The 23,179-nt window shown below is 59.3% G+C and carries 24 protein-coding genes; 13 read left to right on the top strand and 11 right to left on the bottom strand.

Annotated elements, in window-relative coordinates; all coding sequences use genetic code 11:
* The first annotated feature begins 664 nt into the window (after window positions 1-664).
* The 3 genes from DWY03_RS05095 to DWY03_RS05085 all read left to right on the top strand — a co-directional run bounded on the left by DWY03_RS05095 (window position 665) and on the right by DWY03_RS05085 (window position 3,533).
* Complete coding sequence (locus DWY03_RS05095) at window positions 665-1,555, top strand: hypothetical protein (RefSeq protein WP_117840051.1); 891 nt, start codon at window positions 665-667, stop codon at window positions 1,553-1,555.
* Window positions 1,556-1,618: 63 nt separating this feature from the next.
* The gene (locus DWY03_RS05090) at window positions 1,619-2,236 is read left to right on the top strand and encodes an ATP-dependent Clp protease proteolytic subunit (RefSeq protein ID WP_022094432.1); all 618 of its coding nucleotides are present in this window, start codon (window positions 1,619-1,621) and stop codon (window positions 2,234-2,236) included.
* A complete protein-coding gene (locus DWY03_RS05085) occupies window positions 2,229-3,533 on the top strand; it encodes a VirD4-like conjugal transfer protein, CD1115 family (RefSeq protein ID WP_117840050.1) in 1,305 nt (434 codons plus the stop codon). The genes DWY03_RS05090 and DWY03_RS05085 overlap by 8 nt, the downstream gene beginning before the upstream one ends.
* A gap of 141 nt (window positions 3,534-3,674) precedes the next feature.
* On the opposite strand, the gene pgi is transcribed toward DWY03_RS05085, so the two are convergent.
* Window positions 3,675-5,369, bottom strand: a complete 1,695-nt coding sequence (gene pgi / locus DWY03_RS05080; protein WP_117840049.1) for a glucose-6-phosphate isomerase — start codon at window positions 5,367-5,369, stop codon at window positions 3,675-3,677.
* Between the two features lie 199 nt (window positions 5,370-5,568).
* Entirely contained in the window at window positions 5,569-6,093 is a 525-nt protein-coding gene (locus DWY03_RS05075; protein ID WP_158558624.1) for an iron-containing alcohol dehydrogenase, read from the bottom strand.
* A gap of 237 nt (window positions 6,094-6,330) precedes the next feature.
* Between DWY03_RS05075 and DWY03_RS05070 the strand changes: the two genes are divergently transcribed.
* A complete protein-coding gene (locus DWY03_RS05070) occupies window positions 6,331-7,836 on the top strand; it encodes a DNA repair protein (RefSeq protein ID WP_117840048.1) in 1,506 nt (501 codons plus the stop codon).
* Window positions 7,829-8,254, top strand: a complete 426-nt coding sequence (locus DWY03_RS05065; RefSeq protein WP_231500777.1) for a hypothetical protein — start codon at window positions 7,829-7,831, stop codon at window positions 8,252-8,254. Before DWY03_RS05070 ends, DWY03_RS05065 begins: the two co-directional genes overlap by 8 nt.
* A 26-nt stretch (window positions 8,255-8,280) precedes the next feature.
* Here the strand turns inward: DWY03_RS05065 and DWY03_RS05060 are convergent, their stop codons facing one another.
* Window positions 8,281-8,664 (bottom strand): heavy-metal-associated domain-containing protein, encoded by a 384-nt coding sequence (locus tag DWY03_RS05060; RefSeq protein ID WP_197032789.1) that lies wholly within the window; start codon window positions 8,662-8,664, stop codon window positions 8,281-8,283.
* 175 nt (window positions 8,665-8,839) lie between these two features.
* Between DWY03_RS05060 and DWY03_RS05055 the strand changes: the two genes are divergently transcribed.
* Both DWY03_RS05055 and DWY03_RS05050 read left to right on the top strand, forming a co-directional pair.
* The gene (locus tag DWY03_RS05055; RefSeq protein WP_158557025.1) at window positions 8,840-9,544 is read left to right on the top strand and encodes a DUF3793 family protein; all 705 of its coding nucleotides are present in this window, start codon (window positions 8,840-8,842) and stop codon (window positions 9,542-9,544) included.
* Between the two features lie 46 nt (window positions 9,545-9,590).
* Entirely contained in the window at window positions 9,591-10,010 is a 420-nt protein-coding gene (locus tag DWY03_RS05050) for a flavodoxin (RefSeq protein WP_117840045.1), read from the top strand.
* 117 nt (window positions 10,011-10,127) lie between these two features.
* Here the strand turns inward: DWY03_RS05050 and DWY03_RS05045 are convergent, their stop codons facing one another.
* From DWY03_RS05045 to DWY03_RS05025, 5 genes are all read right to left on the bottom strand, one after another.
* Window positions 10,128-10,880 carry an amino acid ABC transporter ATP-binding protein gene (locus DWY03_RS05045; RefSeq protein WP_006234381.1) on the bottom strand — a complete coding sequence of 251 codons (753 nt, stop codon included), beginning with the start codon at window positions 10,878-10,880 and terminating at the stop codon, window positions 10,128-10,130.
* A 12-nt stretch (window positions 10,881-10,892) separates the two neighbouring features.
* Window positions 10,893-12,254 (bottom strand): ABC transporter permease subunit, encoded by a 1,362-nt coding sequence (locus DWY03_RS05040; RefSeq protein WP_231500776.1) that lies wholly within the window; start codon window positions 12,252-12,254, stop codon window positions 10,893-10,895.
* Window positions 12,255-12,372: 118 nt separating this feature from the next.
* Window positions 12,373-13,233, bottom strand: coding sequence for an ABC transporter substrate-binding protein (locus DWY03_RS05035; RefSeq protein ID WP_117840043.1), 861 nt, complete (start codon window positions 13,231-13,233; stop codon window positions 12,373-12,375).
* A gap of 147 nt (window positions 13,234-13,380) precedes the next feature.
* The gene (locus DWY03_RS05030; RefSeq protein WP_117786332.1) at window positions 13,381-14,247 is read right to left on the bottom strand and encodes a deoxyribonuclease IV; all 867 of its coding nucleotides are present in this window, start codon (window positions 14,245-14,247) and stop codon (window positions 13,381-13,383) included.
* A 95-nt stretch (window positions 14,248-14,342) separates the two neighbouring features.
* Window positions 14,343-15,533 carry an aldo/keto reductase gene (locus DWY03_RS05025; protein WP_117786331.1) on the bottom strand — a complete coding sequence of 397 codons (1,191 nt, stop codon included), beginning with the start codon at window positions 15,531-15,533 and terminating at the stop codon, window positions 14,343-14,345.
* A 162-nt stretch (window positions 15,534-15,695) separates the two neighbouring features.
* Between DWY03_RS05025 and DWY03_RS05020 the strand changes: the two genes are divergently transcribed.
* Both DWY03_RS05020 and DWY03_RS05015 read left to right on the top strand, forming a co-directional pair.
* Window positions 15,696-15,890 carry a hypothetical protein gene (locus DWY03_RS05020; RefSeq protein WP_117786330.1) on the top strand — a complete coding sequence of 65 codons (195 nt, stop codon included), beginning with the start codon at window positions 15,696-15,698 and terminating at the stop codon, window positions 15,888-15,890.
* A 116-nt stretch (window positions 15,891-16,006) separates the two neighbouring features.
* On the top strand, window positions 16,007-16,930 hold the full coding sequence (locus DWY03_RS05015) for a ketopantoate reductase family protein (protein WP_117786329.1): 924 nt from the start codon (window positions 16,007-16,009) through the stop codon (window positions 16,928-16,930).
* Window positions 16,931-17,021: 91 nt separating this feature from the next.
* Here DWY03_RS05015 and DWY03_RS05010 read toward each other — a convergent pair whose 3' ends face one another.
* From DWY03_RS05010 to DWY03_RS05000, 3 genes are all read right to left on the bottom strand, one after another.
* Window positions 17,022-17,240, bottom strand: coding sequence for a hypothetical protein (locus tag DWY03_RS05010; protein WP_117786328.1), 219 nt, complete (start codon window positions 17,238-17,240; stop codon window positions 17,022-17,024).
* Between the two features lie 186 nt (window positions 17,241-17,426).
* A complete protein-coding gene (locus DWY03_RS05005) occupies window positions 17,427-18,194 on the bottom strand; it encodes a hypothetical protein (RefSeq protein WP_117786327.1) in 768 nt (255 codons plus the stop codon).
* Between the two features lie 312 nt (window positions 18,195-18,506).
* A complete protein-coding gene (locus DWY03_RS05000; protein ID WP_117840042.1) occupies window positions 18,507-19,817 on the bottom strand; it encodes an O-acetylhomoserine aminocarboxypropyltransferase/cysteine synthase family protein in 1,311 nt (436 codons plus the stop codon).
* Between the two features lie 273 nt (window positions 19,818-20,090).
* On the opposite strand from DWY03_RS05000, the gene DWY03_RS04995 reads away from it, so the two are divergent.
* The 4 genes from DWY03_RS04995 (at window position 20,091) to DWY03_RS04980 (ending at window position 23,173) form a co-directional block, all read left to right on the top strand.
* A complete protein-coding gene (locus DWY03_RS04995; protein WP_117840041.1) occupies window positions 20,091-20,993 on the top strand; it encodes a LysR family transcriptional regulator in 903 nt (300 codons plus the stop codon).
* Between the two features lie 48 nt (window positions 20,994-21,041).
* A complete protein-coding gene (rnhA, locus tag DWY03_RS04990) occupies window positions 21,042-21,578 on the top strand; it encodes a ribonuclease HI (RefSeq protein WP_117840040.1) in 537 nt (178 codons plus the stop codon).
* A 75-nt stretch (window positions 21,579-21,653) separates the two neighbouring features.
* Window positions 21,654-22,760 carry a Gfo/Idh/MocA family protein gene (locus tag DWY03_RS04985; RefSeq protein ID WP_117840039.1) on the top strand — a complete coding sequence of 369 codons (1,107 nt, stop codon included), beginning with the start codon at window positions 21,654-21,656 and terminating at the stop codon, window positions 22,758-22,760.
* Window positions 22,761-22,762: 2 nt separating this feature from the next.
* On the top strand, window positions 22,763-23,173 hold the full coding sequence (locus DWY03_RS04980; RefSeq protein ID WP_117840038.1) for an acylphosphatase: 411 nt from the start codon (window positions 22,763-22,765) through the stop codon (window positions 23,171-23,173).
* The last annotated feature ends 6 nt before the right edge of the window (window positions 23,174-23,179 follow it).

Here is a 23,179-nt window from a genome sequence, read left to right as displayed (position 1 = left end):
CATTGTGGCTCTTGACAGCGGATTGGGTCATATGAGCGAATGGCACCGCACGCGGATGCCGACAGCAAGACATCCCCCCTCAATACACCCTCATGCCCATTTAAATAGCAAGGGGCCCGTATCTGTTGGGATACGGGCCCCTTTCGGCCGTGACCTATCTCAGCAACAAAGACTACTTGCAGTGAGCGCGGTAGAACTCGATCGCACTATCTTATCCGAGCCGGGGCACGTTCGCACAGCGCACGTATGACGGTTGCAAAACCACCCCATTTGAAACAAAGGCAAAAAAGTACTTGCAAAGACGCGTTCCGACATATAAGTTGATATAAGACCGCCGTTGCGGTTTTAAGTAGATCGAGCATATGAAGTTTGAGTTTTAGCGTGTAAGAGAAGGAAGATCGGCAAAGTACAACCCCAAACGTAATGACAACTTAATGAGGTAACTGCCACATGTGAGGCACCTAGGGCATTGCTGTCTCGATTTTGAGCACGATGTCTTCCGCCTTGCATGGGCCGTTCCATCCCGCCCCTGCAGCAACTGTCTCACGGGCTCATTGAAAACCGCATAGCACCCCAACGTCAGCACATCACCCACGGCAAGCACATCACTCACGACAACCAACACATCAACAAACAGCACGAACATCAACCGATTGGAGAAGCTATGACAAACCACCACGCTGAAGACGGCGATAAGAAAAGCATTCTGGATGCCCGCATTGAGCGAGCATATGCAAACGAATATGACGCCGCCTTTGCCGCCGCGACCATCAAGAACTACGCGTCGCTACCGCTCGCGACGATCTTGGCCGACCACCCTCAACTGCTGAAGCGCTGCACAAAGATCATGGGCGACCCCGACATTCGCAAGCTGACAGACCCCTATGCCCCAAAACGCGACAACGATTCGTACGTTCTTACCGTAGGCTGCCTAGCCCATATGCTTACGGCACTCGACACGAAACTCAAGCTCGAATGGAAACCCGACGAGCGTCATGAACTCGAAAGCAAGCGGAACACCCTGCACACCGCACTGTTCCTTCCGTTGGACGGCCTCAAGCGCTGCAACGTCGAGCTCAATACACAGGCGCGGCAAAAGTCCGGGACCACGGGGCAGAAAACTCCAAGACCCCATGCGGCCATCGTCGACCGCAACCGATATAACCGCGTGACCGCGCACTTTTCTGCCGAGGGAGCAACCATAAGGACGCTGATCGACCTGCTGTGCCTCCTGAGCATCAACGAGCTATTTGAGGGCTATCTCGCCCTTGTTCCCGCGACGGCACCCAAGTCGGTAGCAAAGATCATCGAGACCTGCAGACGCCAGTTTGAGCGCCATCGCAATGGCAGCGAGATGAACGCCAGCATCGCCCAGTACTACGCGGCTCATTACAAAAATGACGGATGTGCCCCTGTCGAGCATCAGCTGCGGCTCGCCTACACCACGCCCGCCGCAACGCTCCATCGCTTTGGAGCCCTTGGCGCTTGCGAGCCGCACGAACAGGCAGTCTGCCCCACAACCGAGCTCGATCTGAGGCTCAGACGAACCCTGTAGCCCGCCAGCCCCTCCGCGGGCAACAATCCTATTCCACAACACAACCAACAGAAAGGAGTCCTCATGGACACCAATCATTCCCCCATCATCAGCCCCCTCACCATGCGTGAATCCGCCCGAGGTATCACGCTCACCAGCATTTACGATGAGATGCTCGCCCGTCGCGAGCTCTCCGTCATGGGAAACATCGAAACCCCGATGGCCCACGACCTATGCCAGCAGATCCGCCTGCTCGATGCCACCGACCCCAGCCGCCCCATCACCATATTTGTCGCCAGCGCCGGCGGAAGCGTGCGATCGGGTCTTGCGATCTATGACGCCATGCGCCTCGCATCGTGCCCCATCCGCACCGTCTGCCTTGAATTCGCCGCATCCATGGGCGCCGTGATCTTTATGGGCGGCGACGATCGCCGTATGGCGCCCCATGCAGAGCTCATGATTCACGACCCGCTGATCCCCCAGGGGGCAGGCGGCTCGGCACTTGCGCTGCAGGAAACCAGCCGGCGTCTCATGCAGACCCGCAAGACCCTCACGCAAATCCTCTCGGACCGCAGCGGTCTCACGCCCAAGCGCATCCAGTCCCTCACTGCAAAAGACACCTACCTTTCGGCCGAGCGCGCCGTCGAGCTCGGCTTTGCCCACGAAATCCTCTCGACCACCAAGGAGGTCGCCCATGTCTAACCTCGCCAGCCGCCTCGCCGCATCTGAGTCCGCATCGTCCACCATCCTCGCCAAGGATCGAACGCTTTCCTGCGACACCCGCCAAACGGGACTCAACAACAACGCACTTGTGATCGGCCCCTCGGGAGCCGGCAAGACCCGAAACGTCCTCAAGCCCAACCTGCTGCAAATGAACGCAAGCTACATCGTGCTCGACACCAAAGGCACGCTCTGTCGCGAAGTGGGACCCGTGCTGGCAGCCCACGGTTACCGCGTGCAATGTCTCAACTTCGCCGACCTCAACACCGTCCCGGCCCCTGCGCCCGGCATCGAGCGCTGCGGCTACAACCCCCTGAGGCACATTCGCCGCAAGGCGGACGGCAGGCCCAACCAGCAGGACATCCTCTCGGTGGCAAAGGCCATCTGCCCCATCGAGGACAACAACCAGCCTTTTTGGGATCATGCGGCGGCAAACCTGCTGTCGTGTCTTATCGCCTACGTCACCGAACAGCTACCCGCCGACGAGCAGACGATCAGCTCGGTCATCAAGCTGATCGAGCACCTGCAGGACGGTGCCACGGGTCGATTGTTTGACGACCTGATCACGACCGACCCCCAAAGCTATGCCCTCTCGCTATGGCGGCGCTACGCCATTACGCAAAATGCCGAGCGCATGCACGCGAGCATCGTCGGCATCCTTGCCGAAAAGGTCATGTGTCTGGGATTCGACGGTGCGGCACAGCTCTATCGTGAGTGCCATCAGGTGGACTTCGCTTCCATGGGACACACCCCCTGCGCCCTGTTTGTAACCGTGAGCGATATTGACCGCAATCTCGATCCGCTGACCGGCCTCTTTATTTCGCAGGCGTTTATGGGCCTCATTCGTGAGGCCGATAGGCAGCCCGACGGCAGCCTGCCCGTGCCCGTGCGCTTTATGCTCGATGACTTCGCAAATCTGCAGATCCCCCAGATCGACAACGTGCTCTCGATTATCCGAAGCCGCAACATCTGGGCAACGCTGCTGCTGCAGTCGACCAACCAGCTCGATGCGCTCTATGGCGAGGCACGCGCACGCTCCATCATGGGCAACTGCGACACGCATCTGGTGCTGGCGTTCCAGGATCCCGAGAGTGCCCGGGTGTTTTCCGACCGCGCCGACGCGCTGCCCAGCACGCTCATGGCGACGCCGATTGATCGCTCGTGGCTCTTTGTACGCGGTCGCACTCCCGAACAGGTCGAGCGCTTTAGGCTCGAAGACCATCCGCTCTACGGGGAGCTGCCCGAGGCGCAGCGAGGCCATGCGGAGGCCGAGATCTAGGCGCAGGGTTCTCGCAGCGCGCGGCGCCCCGGCGATGTTCCACAAAGGCCGTGCGCCCCGGGACCACGGCAAAGCAAAGGGGCCCGCATCCGATAGGATACGGGCCCCTGACTATAAGACGCGATGCGTTAACAGCAGCGACTACTTGCGATGTGCGCGATAGAACTCGATGAGCGCCTGGGTCGAAGCGTCCTGCTCGGCCTTGGCGGTGTCGTCGTGGAAGGCCGGGGTGATCTGCTTGGCAAGCTGCTTGCCCAGCTCGACGCCCCACTGATCGTAGGAGTCGATGCCCCAGACCGTGCCCTCGACAAACGTGATGTGCTCGTACAGGGCGATGAGCTCGCCGAGTGCGAACGGGGTCAACGTGTCGCCAAAGATCGAGGTCGTCGGACGGTTGCCCTCAAAGCAGCGGGCCGGGACGATCTGCTCGGGCGTGCCCTCGGCGCGCACCTCATCGGCCGTCTTACCAAAGGCGAGCGCCTTGGTCTGGGCCAGGAAGTTGCCCAGGAACAGCTCGTGCACGTCCTGGCCGCTGTCGGTCGCAGGGTTGGCGGTATTGGCGAAGGCAATGAAATCGGCCGGAACCACCACGGTGCCCTGGTGCAGCAGCTGGTAGAAGGCGTGCTGACCGTTGGTGCCGGGCTCGCCCCAGAAGATCTCACCGGTGTCGGAGGTCACGGCGCTGCCGTCCCAGCGGACATGCTTGCCGTTGGACTCCATGGTGAGCTGCTGCAGGTAGGCCGGGAAACGATGCAGGTACTGGCAGTACGGCAGCACGGCGTGGCTCTTGGAACCGAAGAAGTTGACGTACCAGACGTTGAGCAGGCCCATCAGCGCAACGGCATTGTTCTCGAGCGGCGTGTTGCAGAAGTACTCGTCGATAGCGTGGAAGCCCTCGAGGAACTGCTGGAAGCGCTCGGGACCGAGCACGACGATCAGCGACAGGCCCACGGCGGAGTCGACGGAGTAGCGGCCGCCGACCCAGTTCCAGAAGCCGAAGGCGTTGGCGGGGTCGATACCGAAGGCCTCAACCTTCTCGAGTGCGGTGGAAACGGCGACGAAGTGCTTTGCCACGGCCTCGGCGTTCTGCTCATCGGAGCCGTCGATGGCGCCCTGGGCCTTGAGCTGCTCGAGCATCCAGGTCTTGACCTCGCGGGCGTTGGTGAGGGTCTCGAGCGTGGTGAAGGTCTTGGAGACGATAATCACGAGCGTGGTCTCGGGATCCAGGCCCTTAAGCTTCTCGGCCTGGTCGTTGGGGTCGATGTTGGAGATATAGCGGCAGTCGATACCGGCGTCGGCATAGGGACGCAGAGCCTCGTAGGCCATGACCGGGCCCAGATCGGAGCCGCCGATGCCGATGGACACCAGGTGCTCGATCTTCTTGCCGGTAACGCCCTTCCACTCACCGGAGCGCACGCGCTCGGCGAAGGCATACATGCGGTCGAGGACCTCGTGCACGTCGGCGACGACATCCTGGCCGTCGACGATGAGCTGGCCCCTCTCGGTTGCGGGGCGGCGAAGCGCGGTGTGCAGGACGGCGCGGTCCTCGGTGGTGTTAATGTGCTCGCCGGAGAACATGGCGTCGCGGCGCTCCTCGAGCTTCACCTCGCGGGCAAGATCGCACAGCAGCTTGACGGTCTCATCGGTCACCAGGTTCTTCGACAGATCGAAGTGCAGGTCACCGGCGTCAAAGCTCAGCTTGTTCACGCGCTCGGCATCGGCAGCGAACCAGGCCTTGAGGTCGATACCATCGGCCTCGAGCTTCTCCTGATGAGCCTCGAGTGCCTTCCAAGCGGCAGTCGACGTAGCATCGATAGGTGCGGCAACAGTTGCCATAGAGTCCTCCTCAGCATACGGGCGCACGCCTCCATGCGCCCGGACATTCAGATGCCACTATTCTAGCGCAGGTCAAGACTACAATCAGCGAGCCTTGCCAATCGGCCCCCAAACGGCAACCGATCAAAAAGGGACAGGCTTATTTTGGCAGGTCAAACGCTTTACCAACCAAAAATAACCCGTCCTTTTATGGCAAATATTAGGCCGCGGCGCAGACGCTACCGAGTAACTCACGCAGAGGAGACCCGATGCCCTCCAGCAGTTCGGGCGCGATAATGGCAAAAACGGGAACCTCGCCGGTGCCCACGACAGCAGGCACCTTGCCCTCCGAGACAATGCATCCATAAGGCACAAAGCCGTCTTCGCCGGCATCGAGCGCCGCCATGCGACGCGCGAGCTCGCGCGCAAAGCCGGCAGTATCGGCATCGCCAATCGCCAGGACAAAGTCCACGCCTTCGTCGGTCGCCAGGGCTACGGCCTCATCGACCAAATCGTCTCCCCCATCGCCCCCGACCAAGCCGCAGCGAAAAAGCACGCGTTCGAGCAGAGCTCGATCAAGCGAGCCGAGCGCCGCCGAGACGAGCTCATCGTGCGTATGTTTGTCACCGCCCAACACGACCAGCGCCTTGGTGCCACCGTAGTGAGCGACCAATCGTCCGCACCAGCGAGCCACGTCTCCATCCGCAACAAGGCGCGTCGGCATACCAAACCCATAATTGACCATCTTTTCCACAACCCTTCCGTGCGTATAGGCGGTATCAATCGTTAGGCTCATGCTACGAAGCGAGGTTTTCCGAGCTGTTTCGCACTCTTTAGAGCTGCGTTAAAACCCGATCCAACCGCACGACCATACCTACCAAAACAAACCAGTCCCTTTTTGACAGGTTTTGACGACGTCCGGACGAGCGGGTATTATCGAACAGGTATTCGATAAGAACATGTGTTTGATGAAAGGACACGGATGGCGCACGAGCAGCACACCTATATCTGCATCGACCTCAAGACGTTTTATGCCAGCGTCGAGTGCGTCGACCGTGGGCTCGATCCGCTCACCACCAACCTGGTCGTTGCCGACGAATCGCGCGGGCGCACGACCATCTGCCTCGCCATCACGCAGGCCATGAAGGACTTAGGGATTCACAATCGCTGCCGCCTATTCGAGGTTCCCGATGGCATCGACTACATCACGGCCGTACCGCGCATGCAGCACTATATGGAGGTGTCGGCGCAAATCTACGGCATCTATCTGGAATACGTAAGTCCGCAAGACATTCACGTCTATTCAATCGATGAATGCTTTATCGACGTGACGCCCTATCTGGACCTCTATCACACAGATGCGGAAGGGTTCGCCTGCACGCTGCGCGACGAGGTCCTCGCGCGCACCGGCATCACGGCGACGGTCGGCATCGGCCCCAACCTATTCCAGGCCAAGGTAGCGCTCGACATTACCGCCAAGCACGTACCCAGCCGCATCGGCATACTCGACGACGAGACCTTTCGCAAGGAGATCTGGCCCCATCGTCCCATCACCGATATCTGGGGCATCGGTCCCGGCGTGGCAGCCCGCCTCGAGAAATACGGCGTCTACGATCTGATGGGCGTCGCGGCGCTCGACGAAAACCTGCTTTACGACGAGCTCGGCGTCAATGCCGAATATCTCATCGACCATGCCTTCGGGCGCGAGCCGACAACCATCGCCGATATCCAAGCCTATCGCCCGCAAGCAACTTCGACCACCACAGGACAGGTGCTCTCGAAGGGTTATGCCTACGAACAGGCCTATACCGTCTTGCGCGAGATGGTCGACAACGCCGTTTTAGACTTGGTCGATAAGCACGTGGTCTGCGACAGCATCTCGCTCTTTGTGGGCTACGCGAGCGAACGCGCCGACATACGCCGCCTCGACGCCAGCGGTACAGCGCAGTATGTGGACGGATGCGGGCACCTGCGCTCGAGCACATCGAGTATCGAACCCACCGCAACCGCCGGCCCCGAGCTCGCGCCCCGTGCGCCCAAGCCCGTCCAGCGCGATGACGAACGGCGTCGCCTGGTGCGCGAAGCGCAGGCAATCGATGGCATCTTTGTGGGAGAGCATGGCGGCAAACCGCGCGGTGGCTATGCCGCACTCTTTGCGCACTCTAACGCCTCGCGAAAGCTGAGCGAGCGTACCAATTCGTTTAAGAAGATCATGGGCTATTTCGATGAGCTCTGGGCGCATACTGTCGATCCCAAACGACCAGTCAAGCGCATCAACCTGGGATTTGGCAACCTCATGCCCGAGGAATTTGCCACCATCGATCTGTTCAGCGATATCGAGGCCGATGAGCGCGAGCGCGACCTGGCGCACGCCGTCCTGGCCGTGAAAGGCAAGTACGGCAAGAACGCGCTCGTCAAGGGATTAAGCTTTACCGCCGGCGCCACCGCGCGCGAACGCAACGATCAGGTAGGAGGACATCGTGCCTAAGTCCCAACAACAGCCGATGCGGCCACCGACACCTTTTGAACGCCTAGCGGACCCCGAGGGAAGACGTCGCTCCGCCGACCCAAAGCTCACCGCCAACGGCACCGTCCGTGCCGGCCGTGCCGCGCAGTTTATGCCCTTTGCCGCCCTCACGGGATACTACGAGCTCGTGCGTAAACAAGAGATCACCGCCGAGCCAAAATGCGAACTCACAGAAGAAAAAGCCCTCGAACTTTCGAAAAAGCTCGAGGGCCTCAAGCGCGGCGACTTGGTTCGTGTCACCTATTACGATACATACGGCTATCGCAGCCGCACCGGCATCCTCGACGAGGCGCTCCCTGCTTTCAAACTCCTCAAGCTCAAAGATATCGCCATCGACTTCGACGACATCCAGGACATCGAGCTACGCGGACGAGCCTAGACAAGGACGCGCATCCAAGGCAAGGCCTACAGCGTCATGACGTAGTAACCCGCATCTCTCACGGCAGCCTCAAGGACACCGCGATCGATCCGCCGCTTGGAGCGCACGCGCGCTGTGTGGTCCGCATACGTCACCGTTGCCCACACGCCATCCAGCGCATTGAGGGCATTGGCTACGTTCTGAGCGCAGCCGTCACAGCTCATGCCGCCGATGAGCAGCTCATCGCTATAGGGATAGTGTGATGCATCGGTATCCACCACAACAACCTTTTTGGCCTTCTTACCGCTCGCGCCATCGCTGCAGCAGCTCTTTCCGTGTGTCGAAGCGACAATGCGACGCAGTCCAAAAAACATGCCGACGGCAATGACGGCCAACACGATGAGATTCGCAGGGTTGAGCAAGTCGCTCATGCGTTCCCCTTTCAAGTAGCACTATCTAGATACCCCCATGGGGTGTCCCCATCTTAACCCAAAATCGTGTCCGTTCGGTCAATTAGTTTCCCTCTTCAAACTTTTTTGTTGACCATGGCTTACTTTCGTGTATAAGTTTTCCTAGGCTAACAACTGAGGACCCGAAAGGGGCATCGTGACTCGAACCATTGACATCCCAACATACCAAACGGCTGTCGTGCGCAACTGCTCCCCTACGCTCGCAGGTATCAAGCCGGCTTCGCTCTTTACCTATCCCGGCGTTTACGCCAACCAAAACGGAAAACCCGGCGCCGACCATATCGAAGAGCGACGCTCTCGCCTGCTCTCCGTCATAACCCAATGCAACCGCGAGCTCCAGCCACTCGGGATCCATATGAGCGTTTTGGTCTGGCGCCCCTGCGGAGCGCTCATCTATGTGTACCGCCCTGCGGACCTCATGCGATACCTCTCCGACCCCCGTGCCACGACGGCGCTAGCCGCCGAAGGTTACGATATCCACAACCTGCCCGCATCCCTGGTGCATCTCGCCGCGCGCATCACGCTGGCAAGCAGCAATGCCGCAGAAAGCGCCTATGACGGCAGCGTCTGCGCACTCGCGCGAAATAGACACTGCGATACGGGGTGCATATGCGAGTTCCCCCACGAAATTGGCTATTTTTTGGGCTATCCCTACGAAGATGTCCATCAGTTTATCGTCCAGCACGGCGAAAACTATAAGGTCTTTGGCGCATGGAAGGTATACACAAACGTTGAGCAGGCGCTCACGACCTTCGATTCCTATCGCGCATGCACGCAATACCTTACCTACATCTATCAACAGGGCTGCACCCTGGGACAACTTGTCCAGGCAACCCGATAGAGCATACAAAACGCGGCCGCACGCCGCACAACCGAAAGGAAGACATATGAGCAAGATCGCCGTCGTCTACTGGAGCGGTACAGGCAACACCGAGGCCATGGCAAACCTCGTCGCCGAAGGCGCCACGTCCGCGGGCGCCGAGACTGAGGTCATCCCCTGCGCCGACTTCTCTGCCGACAAGGCCACCGAATATGATGCCTTCGCCTTCGGCTGCCCCGCCATGGGCTCCGAGGAACTCGAGTACGATGAGTTCCAGCCGATGTGGGACGAGGTCAAGGAGACTCTCGGCGACAAGAAGGTCGTCCTCTTTGGCTCCTATTCGTGGGCCGAGGGCGAGTGGATGGACAACTGGAAGGCCGACGCCGACGAGGCCGGCGTCAACGTCGTGGACTCCACCATCTGCTACGACGCGCCCGACGACGAGGGCGAGACCGCTTGCAAGGCCCTCGGAGCCGAGCTCGCATAACGAACCCAGGACCTCCAAAAGAGCCTGCATCAAAGCGCATCCCCATCCCTACAAAAGAGCGGGGGCTGGATTCAAGTCCAGCCCCCGCTCTTTAATAACGGCAGTTACATCAACCGGCTACGAGATATTGCCCAAAAACGCCTTGGTGCGTTCGCTCTTGGGGTGGTCGAAGACCTCGCTCGGCGTACCCTCTTCTACAATGACGCCTCCGTCCATAAAGACGACGCGGTCGGCGACATCGCGGGCAAAGCCCATCTCGTGCGTCACGACGATCATGGTCATACCGTCGTGCGCCAGGTCGCGCATGACGCCAAGGACGTCGCGGACAAGCTCGGGATCAAGCGCCGACGTGGCCTCATCAAAGAGCATCACATGCGGATTCATCGACAGGGCGCGGGCGATGGCAACGCGCTGCTGCTGGCCGCCCGAGAGTTGGCTCGGCATAAAGTCGATACGCTCGGCAAGACCGACCTTGGTCAGCTCCTCGACGGCAATCTTCTCGGCCTCTTCCTTGCTGCGCTTGAGTACCTTCTGCTGCGCGAGCATGACGTTCTTTTTGACTGACAGGTGCGGGAACAAATTGAACTGCTGGAACACCATACCCAGATGCGTACGTACCTTGTTAAGGTCGACGCCCTTGGCGCACACGTCCACGCCCTCAACGACAATCGAGCCGCTCGTGGGATGCTCCAGACGATTGATGCAGCGAAGCATCGTCGACTTGCCCGAGCCCGAGGGGCCCAAGACCACAACGACCTCACCCTTGTGAACATCCAGATCGATATCGCGCAGGACCACGTTGTCGCCAAAGGCCTTCTGGAGGTTCTTGATACTGACGACGACCTCGTTCGAGTTATTGGTTTCGCTCATGATAGGACCTCCTTACAGACCGGCGATGTGATTGGCAGGCGTCGCGACAACCTGTCCGGCGCTCTTGGCGGGACGCTTCTTCTTGGTCTCGGCCGTGCCCAAAAGCCTCGCCTCAAGACCGCTCACCAAGCGAGCGAGCGGCAGGGTGATGACCAGATAGAACAGGGCGGCAACCACATACGGCGTGATGGAGCCCGTCGTGGCCACGATGGTACGGGCGTTCATGACGATCTCGACCACACCCACGGCCGCAAGCAGCGACGTATCCTTGTAAAGCAAGATAAACTCGCTGGTCAGCGTAGGCAAAACATTGCGGAACGTCTGCGGAATCATAACGTAGAGCAGTGTCTGGAAGGCATTCATGCCCAGAGAGCGAGCAGCCTCGTTTTGACCCTTGGGGATCGATTGAATACCGGCACGGAAGATCTCACACAGATAGGCAGACGAATTCATGGCCATGACGATGACGCCGAGCACATAGTCATCAACCTTGACGCCGGCCAACGGCAGACCGAAGAACGCGATATAGATCTGCAGGAACGCCGGCGTACCGCGAATGATATTCACGTAGATACCGGCAAGGCAGCGCAGGATGCGCGACTTGGAAATGCGCATGAGCGATAGGGCGAAACCGAAGGGAATTGCCAGCGGAAACGCCACAAGCACGATCGAGAGCGACATGAGGAAGCCCTTGAAGACGATCGGCAGGCTCTGGACCAAAATGACCGGGTTCAAGAACAGGCGCAGGAACATATTGGAGTTCCAGGCCTCGACCCACGGCTGCTCCTTAAGATCGGCCAGGAAGTTATCGAAGGCCGTCACGCCCTTGATCTCCACCGACGGAATCTTGGAGATCTTCTTGGTCGACCCGTCAGCGAGCGTATAGGTGCCGCTAAAGACCTCATCGCCGCCCTCGACGGGAAACGTCACACCATAAACCTCGACACGGAAAAAGCCGCCGGCAGGCGCCGTCTCGCCAAAGTCGATCTTGAGCGTCTGACCATCAGCCGTGCACGTGGGTTTCATGGGCGTACGATCCATGAGGTCCTCGCCCGAGAGCATCGTCAATCGCGTGTCATCGGTACCAAATGTCGTGCCGTCGACAAACGTCAAAGAAAGACCGCTCAGCTCCTCGTCGGCATCGGCCTGAACTTCCCAAGTGATGCGCGTCTCGGTGCCGCCGACCACATCGCTACCCGAACCGGTATTGGGTCGGGCGGTAATCTTTGCGGTCTCAAGCGCCTGGGCGGTCGTGGGCACGCAGGCCCCCGCGCATACCAGGGCGAGCGCCACAGCCAGGGCACAGGCCAGCTTTTGGAGCATCGAGGGCAGTGGAAAACGCTGCTCCGCGGCCCCTTTGTTCAGTCGAGACAAGGTGGCTCCTATCGTAGAAGTTGCCGGCAAAACGAGACGGAAAAGCTCTCCGTCAAGAGAAGCGCAAAGGCCCTCTCCGCCAAAACGGAAAGGGCCCGCGCGCAATCAAGTAGTTATTTTACTTGATGTTGTACTTAGCCATGAGGGCGTCGACGGTACCGTCGTCGGTCAGGTCCTTGATGGCCTGGTTGATGTCATCCTTGAGCTTGGTGTTGCCCTGGTTGATGGCAATGGCGTACTCCTCGCCGGTGCTAATCTGCTTGATGGTCTGGCAGGTGTTGAACTGCTCGGCGGTCAGCTGGCTGGCAACGGAGCGGTTGGTGACTACAGCGTCGCCCTTATCGGACTGCAGAGCGCTAAAGCACTCGGTAGCGTCCTTGTAGGGGACAATCTTGGCCTTGGGGAAGTTCTCCTGGGCAAAGGCCTCGGCGGTCGAGCCAGACTGGACGATGATGGTAGCGTCAGCGTTGTTGAGCTTCTCGCTGTAGTTGTCGGCCGTGATGTCGGTGCTATCGACCTTGGTCACAATAGCCTGATCGTCCATGTAGTAGGAATCAGAGAAAGTGACTTCCTTCTCACGCTCGGGCGTGTCGGTGATAGCCGCAATGGAAACGTCATACTTGGCGCCCGAAGCGACACCCGGAACCAGCGTGTCAAAGTCATTGTTGACATACTCGACATCCAGGCCCAGCTTATCGCCGATAGCCTTGATGAGTTCAAGGTCAAAGCCTTGATAATCGCCGTTGTCATCCTTGTACTCAAACGGAGCGTACTCGGCAGAGGTACCGACGGTCAGCGTACTGTCCTTGACGAGCGCGTACTCCTTGGAGCCGTCGACCTTCTCGACCTTAGCATCGTCAGAGCTGCTGGAACCGGCATCAGAACCAGAGGTGGCGTTGGACGAGCCGCAGCCCGTCAGAGCGAGGGCGAGCGCCATAGCACCCGTGGCGGCAAATGCGCCAAGCTTCTTCAGCTTCATAATCAGTCTCCTTCCAATGACCCCACGTGATTCAGAGGTCTGCAAAAACTGTGGGTTATTATGCACCCGCTTGGAAGAATCTGCAATCAGAAAACTGATTGAAACAAACCCATAACGTGAATGGAGCACTCCACTTTATGGCAGGCATTACTGCTGCAACGACCTTAACAGTTTGATTTCAGTCGCATAACCTGCAAGTTCGTTCGGTGTCTCCAAAATGAATGGCAATGCGCGCAAGCGGCCATTCGATACAATATTCTGCATAACTCGCATACCTCCGCCAAATTCTTCACTACCCAGGTAGCCTTTGCCGATGCACTCGTGACGATCCTTATGAGCGCCGCAGGGGTTCTTGGAGTCATTGATATGCACGGCGCGCAAGCGCTCGATACCCACCACACGATCGAACTCGTCAAGCACGCCGTCAAGATCGCGGACGATGTCATAGCCGGCATCATGCACATGGCAGGTGTCCAAGCAAACGCCCAGCTTGGCCGACAGCTCGGGGTGCTTGTCGGCAACGCCCTGGATGATGAGAGCCAGCTCCTCAAAGCTGCGGCCCACCTCGGTGCCCTTGCCGGCCATGGTCTCGAGCAGCACCGTCGTCTGCTGGCCCTCAAACATCACCTTGCACAGAGTTTCGACGATCATCTGAATGCCAGCGTCGGAGCCCTGCCCCACATGCGCACCGGGGTGGAAGTTGTAGTAGTTGCCGGGCAGCGCTTCCAGGCGCTGCAGGTCCTCTGCCATGGCCTCCAGGGCAAACTCGCGCGCCCGCTCTTTGGCCGAGCAGGGGTTATAGGTATACGGAGCATGAGCCACGAGCGGACCAAAATCGTTTTGCTCCATAAGCTCGCGCAGGGCTGCCACGTCATCCATGTCAAGGTCTTTCGCCTTGCCGCCGCGCGGGTTGCGCGTAAAGAATGCAAAGGTATTGGCGCCAATGGACAGCGCCGTCTCCCCCATCGCCCGATAGCCCTTCGTCGTGGATAGGTGACACCCGATCGTCAGCATCCCCAGCTCCCCCTCATCAGTTGCGGTGAAATACGGTCTATTGGTGCCTTATTTTGGCGCAAACAGACCGTATTCCACCGCACGTTATAAAAGGGTCATGAGGAGCGCGTTTTGCCGAAGGCCTTAAGCGCCGCCGTCACGGGGCCGGGCTGAAAACGGCGGCGTACGGCGTCCAAGCGCCCGGGGATATCGATGTGCTGCGGACAATGCCGCGCGCATTTGCCGCATTTGACGCAATTGCTCACCAACTTGGGCTCGCTTGTGCGCACCGCGCTCGCCGTAAAGTACTGCGATAGACCCGTAAACCAGCTGTGCGCATAGCTTGCGTTGTAGGCGGCAAAACACCCAGGGATATTGATGCCTTTAGGGCACGGCATGCAATAGCCACATCCCGTGCAGGGCACGCGATTCGATTTTTCAAACTCCGTCAGCACGTGCGCGATGGCATCGAGCTGAGTAGCTGTCATCGAATCCGGCAGGGCTCGGTCAGCCAGCGCCGCGTTCTCATCCACTTGCGCGGTATCGGTCATACCCGAAAGCAGCATCGTCACCTGAGGATGGTTCCACACCCACGAAAGCCCCCAGGCGGCAGGAGTGCGCAAATGCGGGTCACGGGCGCCATCGAGCACGGCGCGGGCCCGCGGCGGTAACTTGCCCGCTAGACGACCGCCCAGCAGCGGCTCCATCACAAACACCGCGAGCCCGCGCTCCGCAGCCGCCATGAGCCCTGCCGTTCCCGCTTGGTAGCGCTCGCCGGCATAGTTGTACTGGTTCTGGCAAAAATCCCAATCGTACGCGTCAAGCATCGTCAGAAAATCCGCCGCGCTGCCGTAATACGAAAAACCAATCTGGCGAATGCGCCCCGCCGCCTTTTGACGCGCGATCCAGTCCTCGATGCCCAGCGCCACCACACGTTCCCACTGAGCGGGCGAGGTGATGTTGTGCATAAGGTAATAGTCGATATGGTCGGTCCGCAGCCGACGCAGCTGCTCATCAAAGAAACGGTCGAAATCCCCCGTGCATACACACGAGGCGTGCGGCAACTTAGTCGCCAGCAACACCCGGTCGCGCAGCCCCAAGCGCTCAAGTGAGGCGCCCACGCACACCTCATTACCGGGATAGAGGTACGCGGTATCCAGATAATTAATCCCCTGCTCCACCGCACGGGAGATGATGGCATCGGCTGTCTTCGCATCCGGATGGCCCGGCGCACCGGGAAACCTCATACAGCCCAGGCCCAGAGCAGATATTCGGTTACCACTTTTGGAGTCAACGCGGTATTGCACGGACCCTCCCTTCGCCATCAGCGCTCGGCAAGGCGAAACACAATGGTCACGCGGCCGAAACATCGTGGAATCGCAATCGAGAACGTATCGTAACGCAGCAGAAATCGAGCTGTCACGGCACCGCATTAACATCAGCAAAAAGCCCAATGAAAAGAGGCGAGCGTGACCACGCGCGAGGACGCCTACCCCTACCCGAGCGAGCAATACATCCTTTCGGTCGACCGTTACCAGATCGAGGTCATGGACCATCTGGACGAGCTTCCCGCCACGGGTGCTGTCATCTTCTGCACTTTCCCCAAGGTGCGTGATGGCGTCGGATACCCCGCACGCGTCTTTGCGGTCTGCCCCGCGTCATAAGTTCCCGTGTTCCCATGCGTTTGTTCTTCTAAATACGGCTATCCGGCGCACACAACATGCTCCAGCGGCATACAATCCACCAGGCGCCCCGCACGCGGGCGCCTTTTTGTGAGGAGATGATTCACGTGCAGATCAACAAGGTTGTCTTTATCGGCAAGGGTGGCGTCGGCCTACTCTATGGCAGCATGATTGCCAAGACGCTCGGCAACGATGCCGTCGAATACATTATGGACGACGCCCGTTTCGAGCGTCACGCAGGCGACGCCCTTACGGTCAACGGCGAGCCCTGCGCACTCAAGTCCGTGCGCGTCAGTGAGGCAACGCCCGCCGATCTGGTCATTCTCACGGTCAAGACGACGGGACTCAACCAAGCACTCAAGACTATGGAGCGCGTCGTGGGACCCAACACGCTCATCGCCTCGCTGTGCAACGGCATTACGAGCGAGCAAAAGATTGCCGAGCGCTTTGGCTGGAAGCATACCGTTCTTGGTATTTGCCAGGGTATGGATGCCGTGTTCCTCGACGGCGCACTCACCTTTACCAATACGGGAGAGATTCGCTTTGGCGCGGCAGCAGGCACCGAGCCCGCAACCGTCACCGCCATCGACAAGCTCTGCACACGCTGCGGCATCGCCCATACCGTCGAGAGCGACATTGCGCACCGCATGTGGGCCAAACTCATGCTCAACGACGGCATCAACCAGACCTGTATGGCGTACGGCGGGACCTACGGAAGCGCCACGGAGCCGGGCTCCGAGCAGCGTCGCTGCTTTGTCTCTGCCATGCGAGAGACACTTGCGGTCGCCAATGCCGAGGGCATTGAGCTGACCGAGGCAGACCTGACGCAGATGGTGCACCTCATCGAAGGAATCGACCCCGCCGGTATGCCCTCGATGGCTCAAGACCGCGTCGCAAGGCGCAAAACCGAGGTTGATGAGTTCGCGGGCACCATTTGCCGCCTTGCCGCCAAACACGACATCCAAGTGCCGCAAAACGATTGGCTCTACCAGAGGATTCGCGAAATAGAAAGCAGCTGGTAGCCTCGGCCGCATCGCGACGCGCGCAATACAAGCAGACAGGCCTTCGCGAGGACTCCGTCATTCGCGAAGGCCTGTTGCATTTAGCTCGAGGCTAAAACTGAGGCTTATTTTGCGATTCCGGAACCTCGTCCTCGTCATCGCGGCAAAGCAGCACGCCGGCGCTTCCCAGCAGCGCCGCTGCAATCAAGGTGCCCACAATCACAGGAGCGGCGCCCGTGGCGGACTGCGAGCCGGCAACGAGCGCCGCCGTCGGACCAAGACATCCGATCAAAAGGGCAACGACGGCAATAGCGATATCTCGAGCGTTCATGAGACCACTTCCTCCACGGGAAAGACCTTGCTTCTCATGACTTAGTGTGCCCCGCGCCCATATGCCCAACGTAGTGCCACGGTAAGGGCTCTGTTAACCCAAGCGCATATATAAAACGGGCGCCTTTACGTTGCCCGAAAGCTCGGTAAAGACGCCCGTCAGTCGCATCAAATCGGTGCCGGCAGATTACCAACCGGTGTAGTAATCGGTGGTTCCGGCTGCGCAGCCCGAATCGTAGACCTTGCACTCGCCCTTAGAGCCCGTAAAAGTCGAGCCCTGGGCCTTATCGCCCGCAGCCACGACGTAGTAGCCGTCGGAATCACGCCAAAAGCCCTCGGAATCCTGCGTCCACTCACCCGTGCGGTAATGGTACAGCACGTTGCTGCTGTAGTAGGTCTCACGACGGCCATTAAAGTTGTTAACGCCACCGGAGCGTGTCAGGCCCGAGCCGTTCGCATAGTAAGCGGCGGCAGCGTACGACGAGCCGTAGCCGGCGTTGTAATACGAAGCCTGAGCGGCCTCGGCCTCGGCGGCCTCAAGCTCAAGCGCCTCGCGTTTGGCGTCCTCGAGCGTGGCGCGCAGTTCATCGAGCTCGGTCGACTTAGCGTCGACCTCCTCCATCGTCAAAAGGCTGCCCGCGCCGTCAATGCACTCTTGAAGCACGGCACGCTCGTCATCGGTGGCATAGTCGCCATACATGTTCATGATAATTTGAGCGCGAACTTCCAAAGAGTCGCGCTTGGCACCCATGGAGGCGTTCCACTCCTGCATGGAGCCAAAACCGTCGCCGCGATAATCGACGGGCTGCATCAACGTGGCCTCGGAGGGCGTGGACCCAACCGCGTCGGACAGCGTCGCCGCATGGGCCTCGGTTACGCTGGCACTTACCAAAAGCGCCACGGCCAGCGTGGCAGAAAGGGCGGCGGCCTTCGGTTTTCGTGAATCGATCCTCATGTAGCTGGAAACCTCCGTAGTGAGTTTTTGCTGCGTTTAAGCTGCGTGTGATTCGATCGCGCTGCATAGTACCCTGAGCAATTCGCGACCTGCGGTTTTTCTCAAAAGGCGCACGTCATTTGCGTAAAACTCACATTCACTTAACAGGAGTTTTCCATATCTAGATTGGATATTCGACGCTAAAAAGCCTGTTTTCCAGACATTTCTATGCAAAAAAGGCGCCTGCGCAAACACTGTTCGCACAGGCGCCTTGAGCAGGCATTTAATACAGTTATACCTATCGAGTCGCAAGGGGTCCTTGCACAAGTCGCCTTACTCGTCCAGCGCGGCGAAGGCCTGCTTCAGATCCCAAATGATATCCTCGGCGTTCTCGGTACCGATGGAAAGACGGATCGTGGAGGGCGTGATGTTCTGCTCGGCGAGCTCCTCGGCAGAGAGCTGGGAGTGCGTGGTAGTAGCCGGGTGCACGACGAGCGACTTGACGTCGGCCACGTTGGCGAGCAGCGAGAACACCTGCAGATGATCGATGAACTTCCAAGCTGCCTCCTGGCCACCCTTAATCTCAAAGGTAAAGATCGAGGCACCGCCGTTGGGGAAGTACTTCTGATAGAGCTCGTGATCGGGGTGCTCAGGCAGGCTCGGGTGGTTCACCTTGGCGACGTGGCTGTCACCGGTCAGGAACTCAACGACCTTCTTGGTGTTCTCGACATGACGGTCAACGCGCAGCGACAGAGTCTCGGTGCCCTGGAGCAGGACCCAGGCGTTGAACGGGCTGATGCAGGCGCCCTCATCACGCAGCAGGATAGCGCGGACATAGGTCGCGAAGGCGGCGGGGCCGGCAGCCTCGGCAAACGAGACACCATGGTAGGAGGGGTTGGGCTCGGCGATCTGGGCGTACTTGCCACTCGCCTTCCAATCGAAGTTACCGCCGTCGACAATCACACCGCCCAGCGAGGTGCCGTGGCCGCCGATGAACTTGGTTGCGGAGTGGACGACGATGTTGGCACCATGCTCCAGCGGACGGAACAGATACGGGGTGCCGAAGGTGTTGTCGACGACAACCGGCAGACCGTGCTTCTTGGCGATCTCGGAGATGGCGTCGATGTTGGGGATGTCGGAGTTGGGGTTGCCGAGCGTCTCGAGGTAGATGACCGTGGTGTTGTCCTTGATGGCACCCTCGACCTCGTCCAGGTTATGGGCGTCGACAAACGTGGTCTCGACGCCAAACTGTGAGAGCGTATGCTCCAGCAGGTTGTAGGAACCGCCGTAGATGGTCTTCTGGGCGACCACGTGGTCACCAGCCTGGGCAAGTGCCTGCAGGGTATAGGTGATGGCAGCGGCACCGGAGGCGACGGCAAGACCGGCCACGCCACCCTCGAGCGCGGCGATACGGTCCTCGAAGACGCCCTGGGTGGAGTTGGTCAGACGGCCGTAGATGTTACCGGCGTCGGCAAGACCAAAGCGGTCGGCGGCGTGCTGGGAGTTGTGGAACACATAGCTCGTGGTTTGATAGATAGGCACGGCACGGGAGTCGGATGCAGGATCGGCGCTCTCCTGGCCAACGTGCAGCTGCAGGGTATCGAAACCAAAGGTGTGCTCGGGGTTGTTGATGAACTGGCTCATGATGATCTCCTTGATCGAACGAAAGTAAATAAAAAGAGAGAAGTAAGTCGCTGTCTCCTGATCACGCCGACGGACGCAAACAGGAGCCCGGCATTCGTCTTGGTAAGCAATTCATATGCGGGCCTCCTTTCGCATCCCGATTCCGTGGTTGGCTTAATTACCTACCGCCTTTGTGTGTTTTGAATAGTACGAGCATTGTTTCCCTCGGTCAATCACTTAAAAGCGCTAACCTGTTATCGGTTTTTTAGATAGTTATCGAAAGGACAGGAGCCGATGACCCTCCAACAGCTTCGGTTTTTGATCGCCGTGGCAGAGTCCGGTTCAATCAACGCCGCAGCTCAGCGCCTCTATACGGCACAGTCCAATATCTCCAATGCCGTCAAAAGCCTGGAACAGGAGCTCCATCTGGAGATCTTTACGCGCTCCAGCCGCGGCGTCACGCTCACCAACGACGGTACCGAACTTTTAGGTTATGCACGCCAGGTCGTGGAGCAGGCAGATATGCTCGAGGCCCGCTACGAGGACGGCGGTACACCCCAGGCGCGCCTTGCCATCTCGGCCCAACACTACGCGTTTTCGGTCGAGGCCTTTGTCAACGTCGTCGAGCGCTGCCGCGACAGCAAGTTCGAGTTCATCATGCGTGAGACCACCACATCGCAGATCATCGATGACGTCCGCGCGTTTCGCAGCGACATCGGCATCCTCTATCTGGACGACTTTAACACCCGCGTTCTGCAGAAGGCTTTTGCCGATGCGCGCGCGAGCTTCCATCCCCTCTTCGACGCGACGGTCCACGTCTTCGTAAGCGAGCGCCACCCGCTCGCACGTCGCCCTCAGCTCTCCCTTGCCGACCTCACGCCCTATACGCGCTACAGCTTTGAGCAGGGAACCTCAAACTCCTTCTATTACGCCGAGGAACCTTTTAGCTATATCCCTTGCGACCGCAACATACGAATCTCGGACCGCGGAACACTTACTAACTTACTTATCACGTCGAACGGTTACACCCTGTCGACCGGTGTCCTCTCCAATGAAATGCAATGGGGTATGGCATCGATCCCGTTAGCAGACGCCCCAACGATGCGCGTAGGCTATATCATGCACGACGAGCGCAAGCCCTCTCCCCTCTTGCAGCAATACCTCGACGAACTCAACCGCATCATCCATGCCAACTAACTGTCGGAAGACGGGGTAGAAATCGTAGATTGCTAGCCCCCGGCGGGCATGGCGCTACAATGGTCACTCACACGAAACGCGCCCAACGAAAGGAAGCCCGTGAAGGTCATCATCTATACCGACGGCTCGGCCCGATCAAATCCGGGACGCGGCGGCTACGGCGCCGTGCTCAAATACACCAACCCCGCCGGCAAGACCTTTACCTCCGAGCTTTCGCGCGGTTACGCCAAGACCACCAACAACCGCATGGAGCTCATGGCCGTTATCGTGGCGCTCGAGGCGCTCAACCGCCCCTGCGAGGTCGAAGTCCATTCCGATTCGCAGTACGTCGTCAACGCCTTTAACAAGCACTGGATCGACGGCTGGAAAAAGCGCGGATGGAAAACCGCCAACAAGCAGCCCGTCAAGAACCGCGACCTGTGGGAACGCCTGCTTGCCGCAAAGAGCAAGCACAAAGTGGAGTTCATCTGGGTTAAGGGGCATGCCGGCCACGAGCTCAATGAGCGCTGCGACGAGCTCGCCACCACCGCGGCCGACGGAGCCAACCTCGATATCGACACCGGCTTTAGCGAGAGCGACCTGTAACGGCGTTTTCGCATGCTATTTCCTGCCCCCTCGCGCTACACTCATCCTGTAAACCGAACGGCACGAGGGGGATACATGCTGCGTATAGCGACCATCGGCACATCCATGATTACCGACGACTTTATCCAAGTCGTCAACGCCAATGACCAAGCCGCGTTTGTGGGCACGCTCTCGCGCGATGCAGATCGCGGCGCCGCCTTCACCACTAAGCATGGCGGCGAGCGTAACTTCACCGCACTTGACGAGCTTGCGTCCGCCGACGACGTCGACGCCGTCTACATCGGCAGCCCCAATGCGCTCCACTACGAGCAGGCGCTCGCCTGTATCGCCGGCGGCAAGCACGTTATCGTCGAAAAGCCTTTTTGTGCCACCGAGGCGCAGGCGTTCGAGGTCTTTCGCGCAGCCGAGGCGGCGGGCGTCGTAGCCCTCGAGGCCATGCGCCCGCTCCATGACCCCGCCTTCCACGCCATCGAGGACGCCCTGGGCGAGATTGCGCCCATTCGTCGTGCATCGTTGCGCTTTGGCAAGTATTCTTCGCGCTACAACGAGGTTCTCGCGGGGCGCGCCACCAATATCTTCGACTGCAATATGGCATCGGGTTCCCTCATGGACATTGGCGTCTACACCGTCGAGCCCATGGTCGAGATTTTCGGCATGCCCTCCGGCCTTACGAGCATGGCCACCCTGCTCGACCCCACCACGCGACAGCTCACGCACGGCCCCATCGACGGCTGCGGATCCATCCTCGCCAGTTACGGCGGTGGCCGTATCTCCGTCGAGCTCGCGCACTCCAAAATTACGAATGACCTACTGCCCTCGCAGATCGAAGGCGAGCGTGGCACTATCCAGATCGACCATCTGTCCACGCCCCGCAACGTCCGCATCGACTATCGCGGCGATGTCGTACGCGGCTCGGCGACCGAGGCACCGCGCGAACAGGGCGACAACGGCCGCGTGCTCGACCTGCCCAAATCGAGCAACACTATGGAATACGAACTCACAGACTTTATCACCGCCATCGGCGGCATCGATAACGTTAAGGAAGAGATTTGGGAGACCCCGGCGGGACGCCACGAGCTTGGCCACTACCGCGATGTCACGCTCGTCTCACTGCGCATCATGGATGCCGTGCGCCAGCAGGCCGGCATAACCTTCCCGGCTGACGCAGGCAAGCAGGCATAGCGATGGGCTTCTTCGATACGTTCTTCTCCAGCGTCACCGGCGGCAGTCGAGAGCCTCAAAAACCATCAAACGTCGAGCTCGAGCTGCGCCGCAGGCTTACCGTGCTCGCAAGCGACGAGGCCACTCAAGACACTCCCCTGCGCTATTTCCTGCGCTGGGCGGGGCAAGTCCAAGGCGTTGGCTTTCGCTTTACCAACACCAACCTCGCGCAGGCACGCGCGCTCACCGGCTGGGTGCGTAACATGGAAGACGGCTCAGTCGAGATGGAGATACAGGGAGCTCCGGCAAATATCCTATCTCATCTCGAGGCGCTTCATGCCTCCTACGAGCGCATGGGGACGCGTTTTCGCCTCGTAGACGCCCAGGCCCGAGCCCCACTTGCCAATGAGGACGGTTTCACGCCTCGTTATTAGTATTGT

Source organism: Collinsella sp. AF23-2 (genome assembly GCF_003459245.1).
Lineage (GTDB): Bacteria > Actinomycetota > Coriobacteriia > Coriobacteriales > Coriobacteriaceae > Collinsella.
Note: the sequence above shows the minus strand (reverse complement) of the source record. Positions and strands in the feature narration are given on the sequence as shown.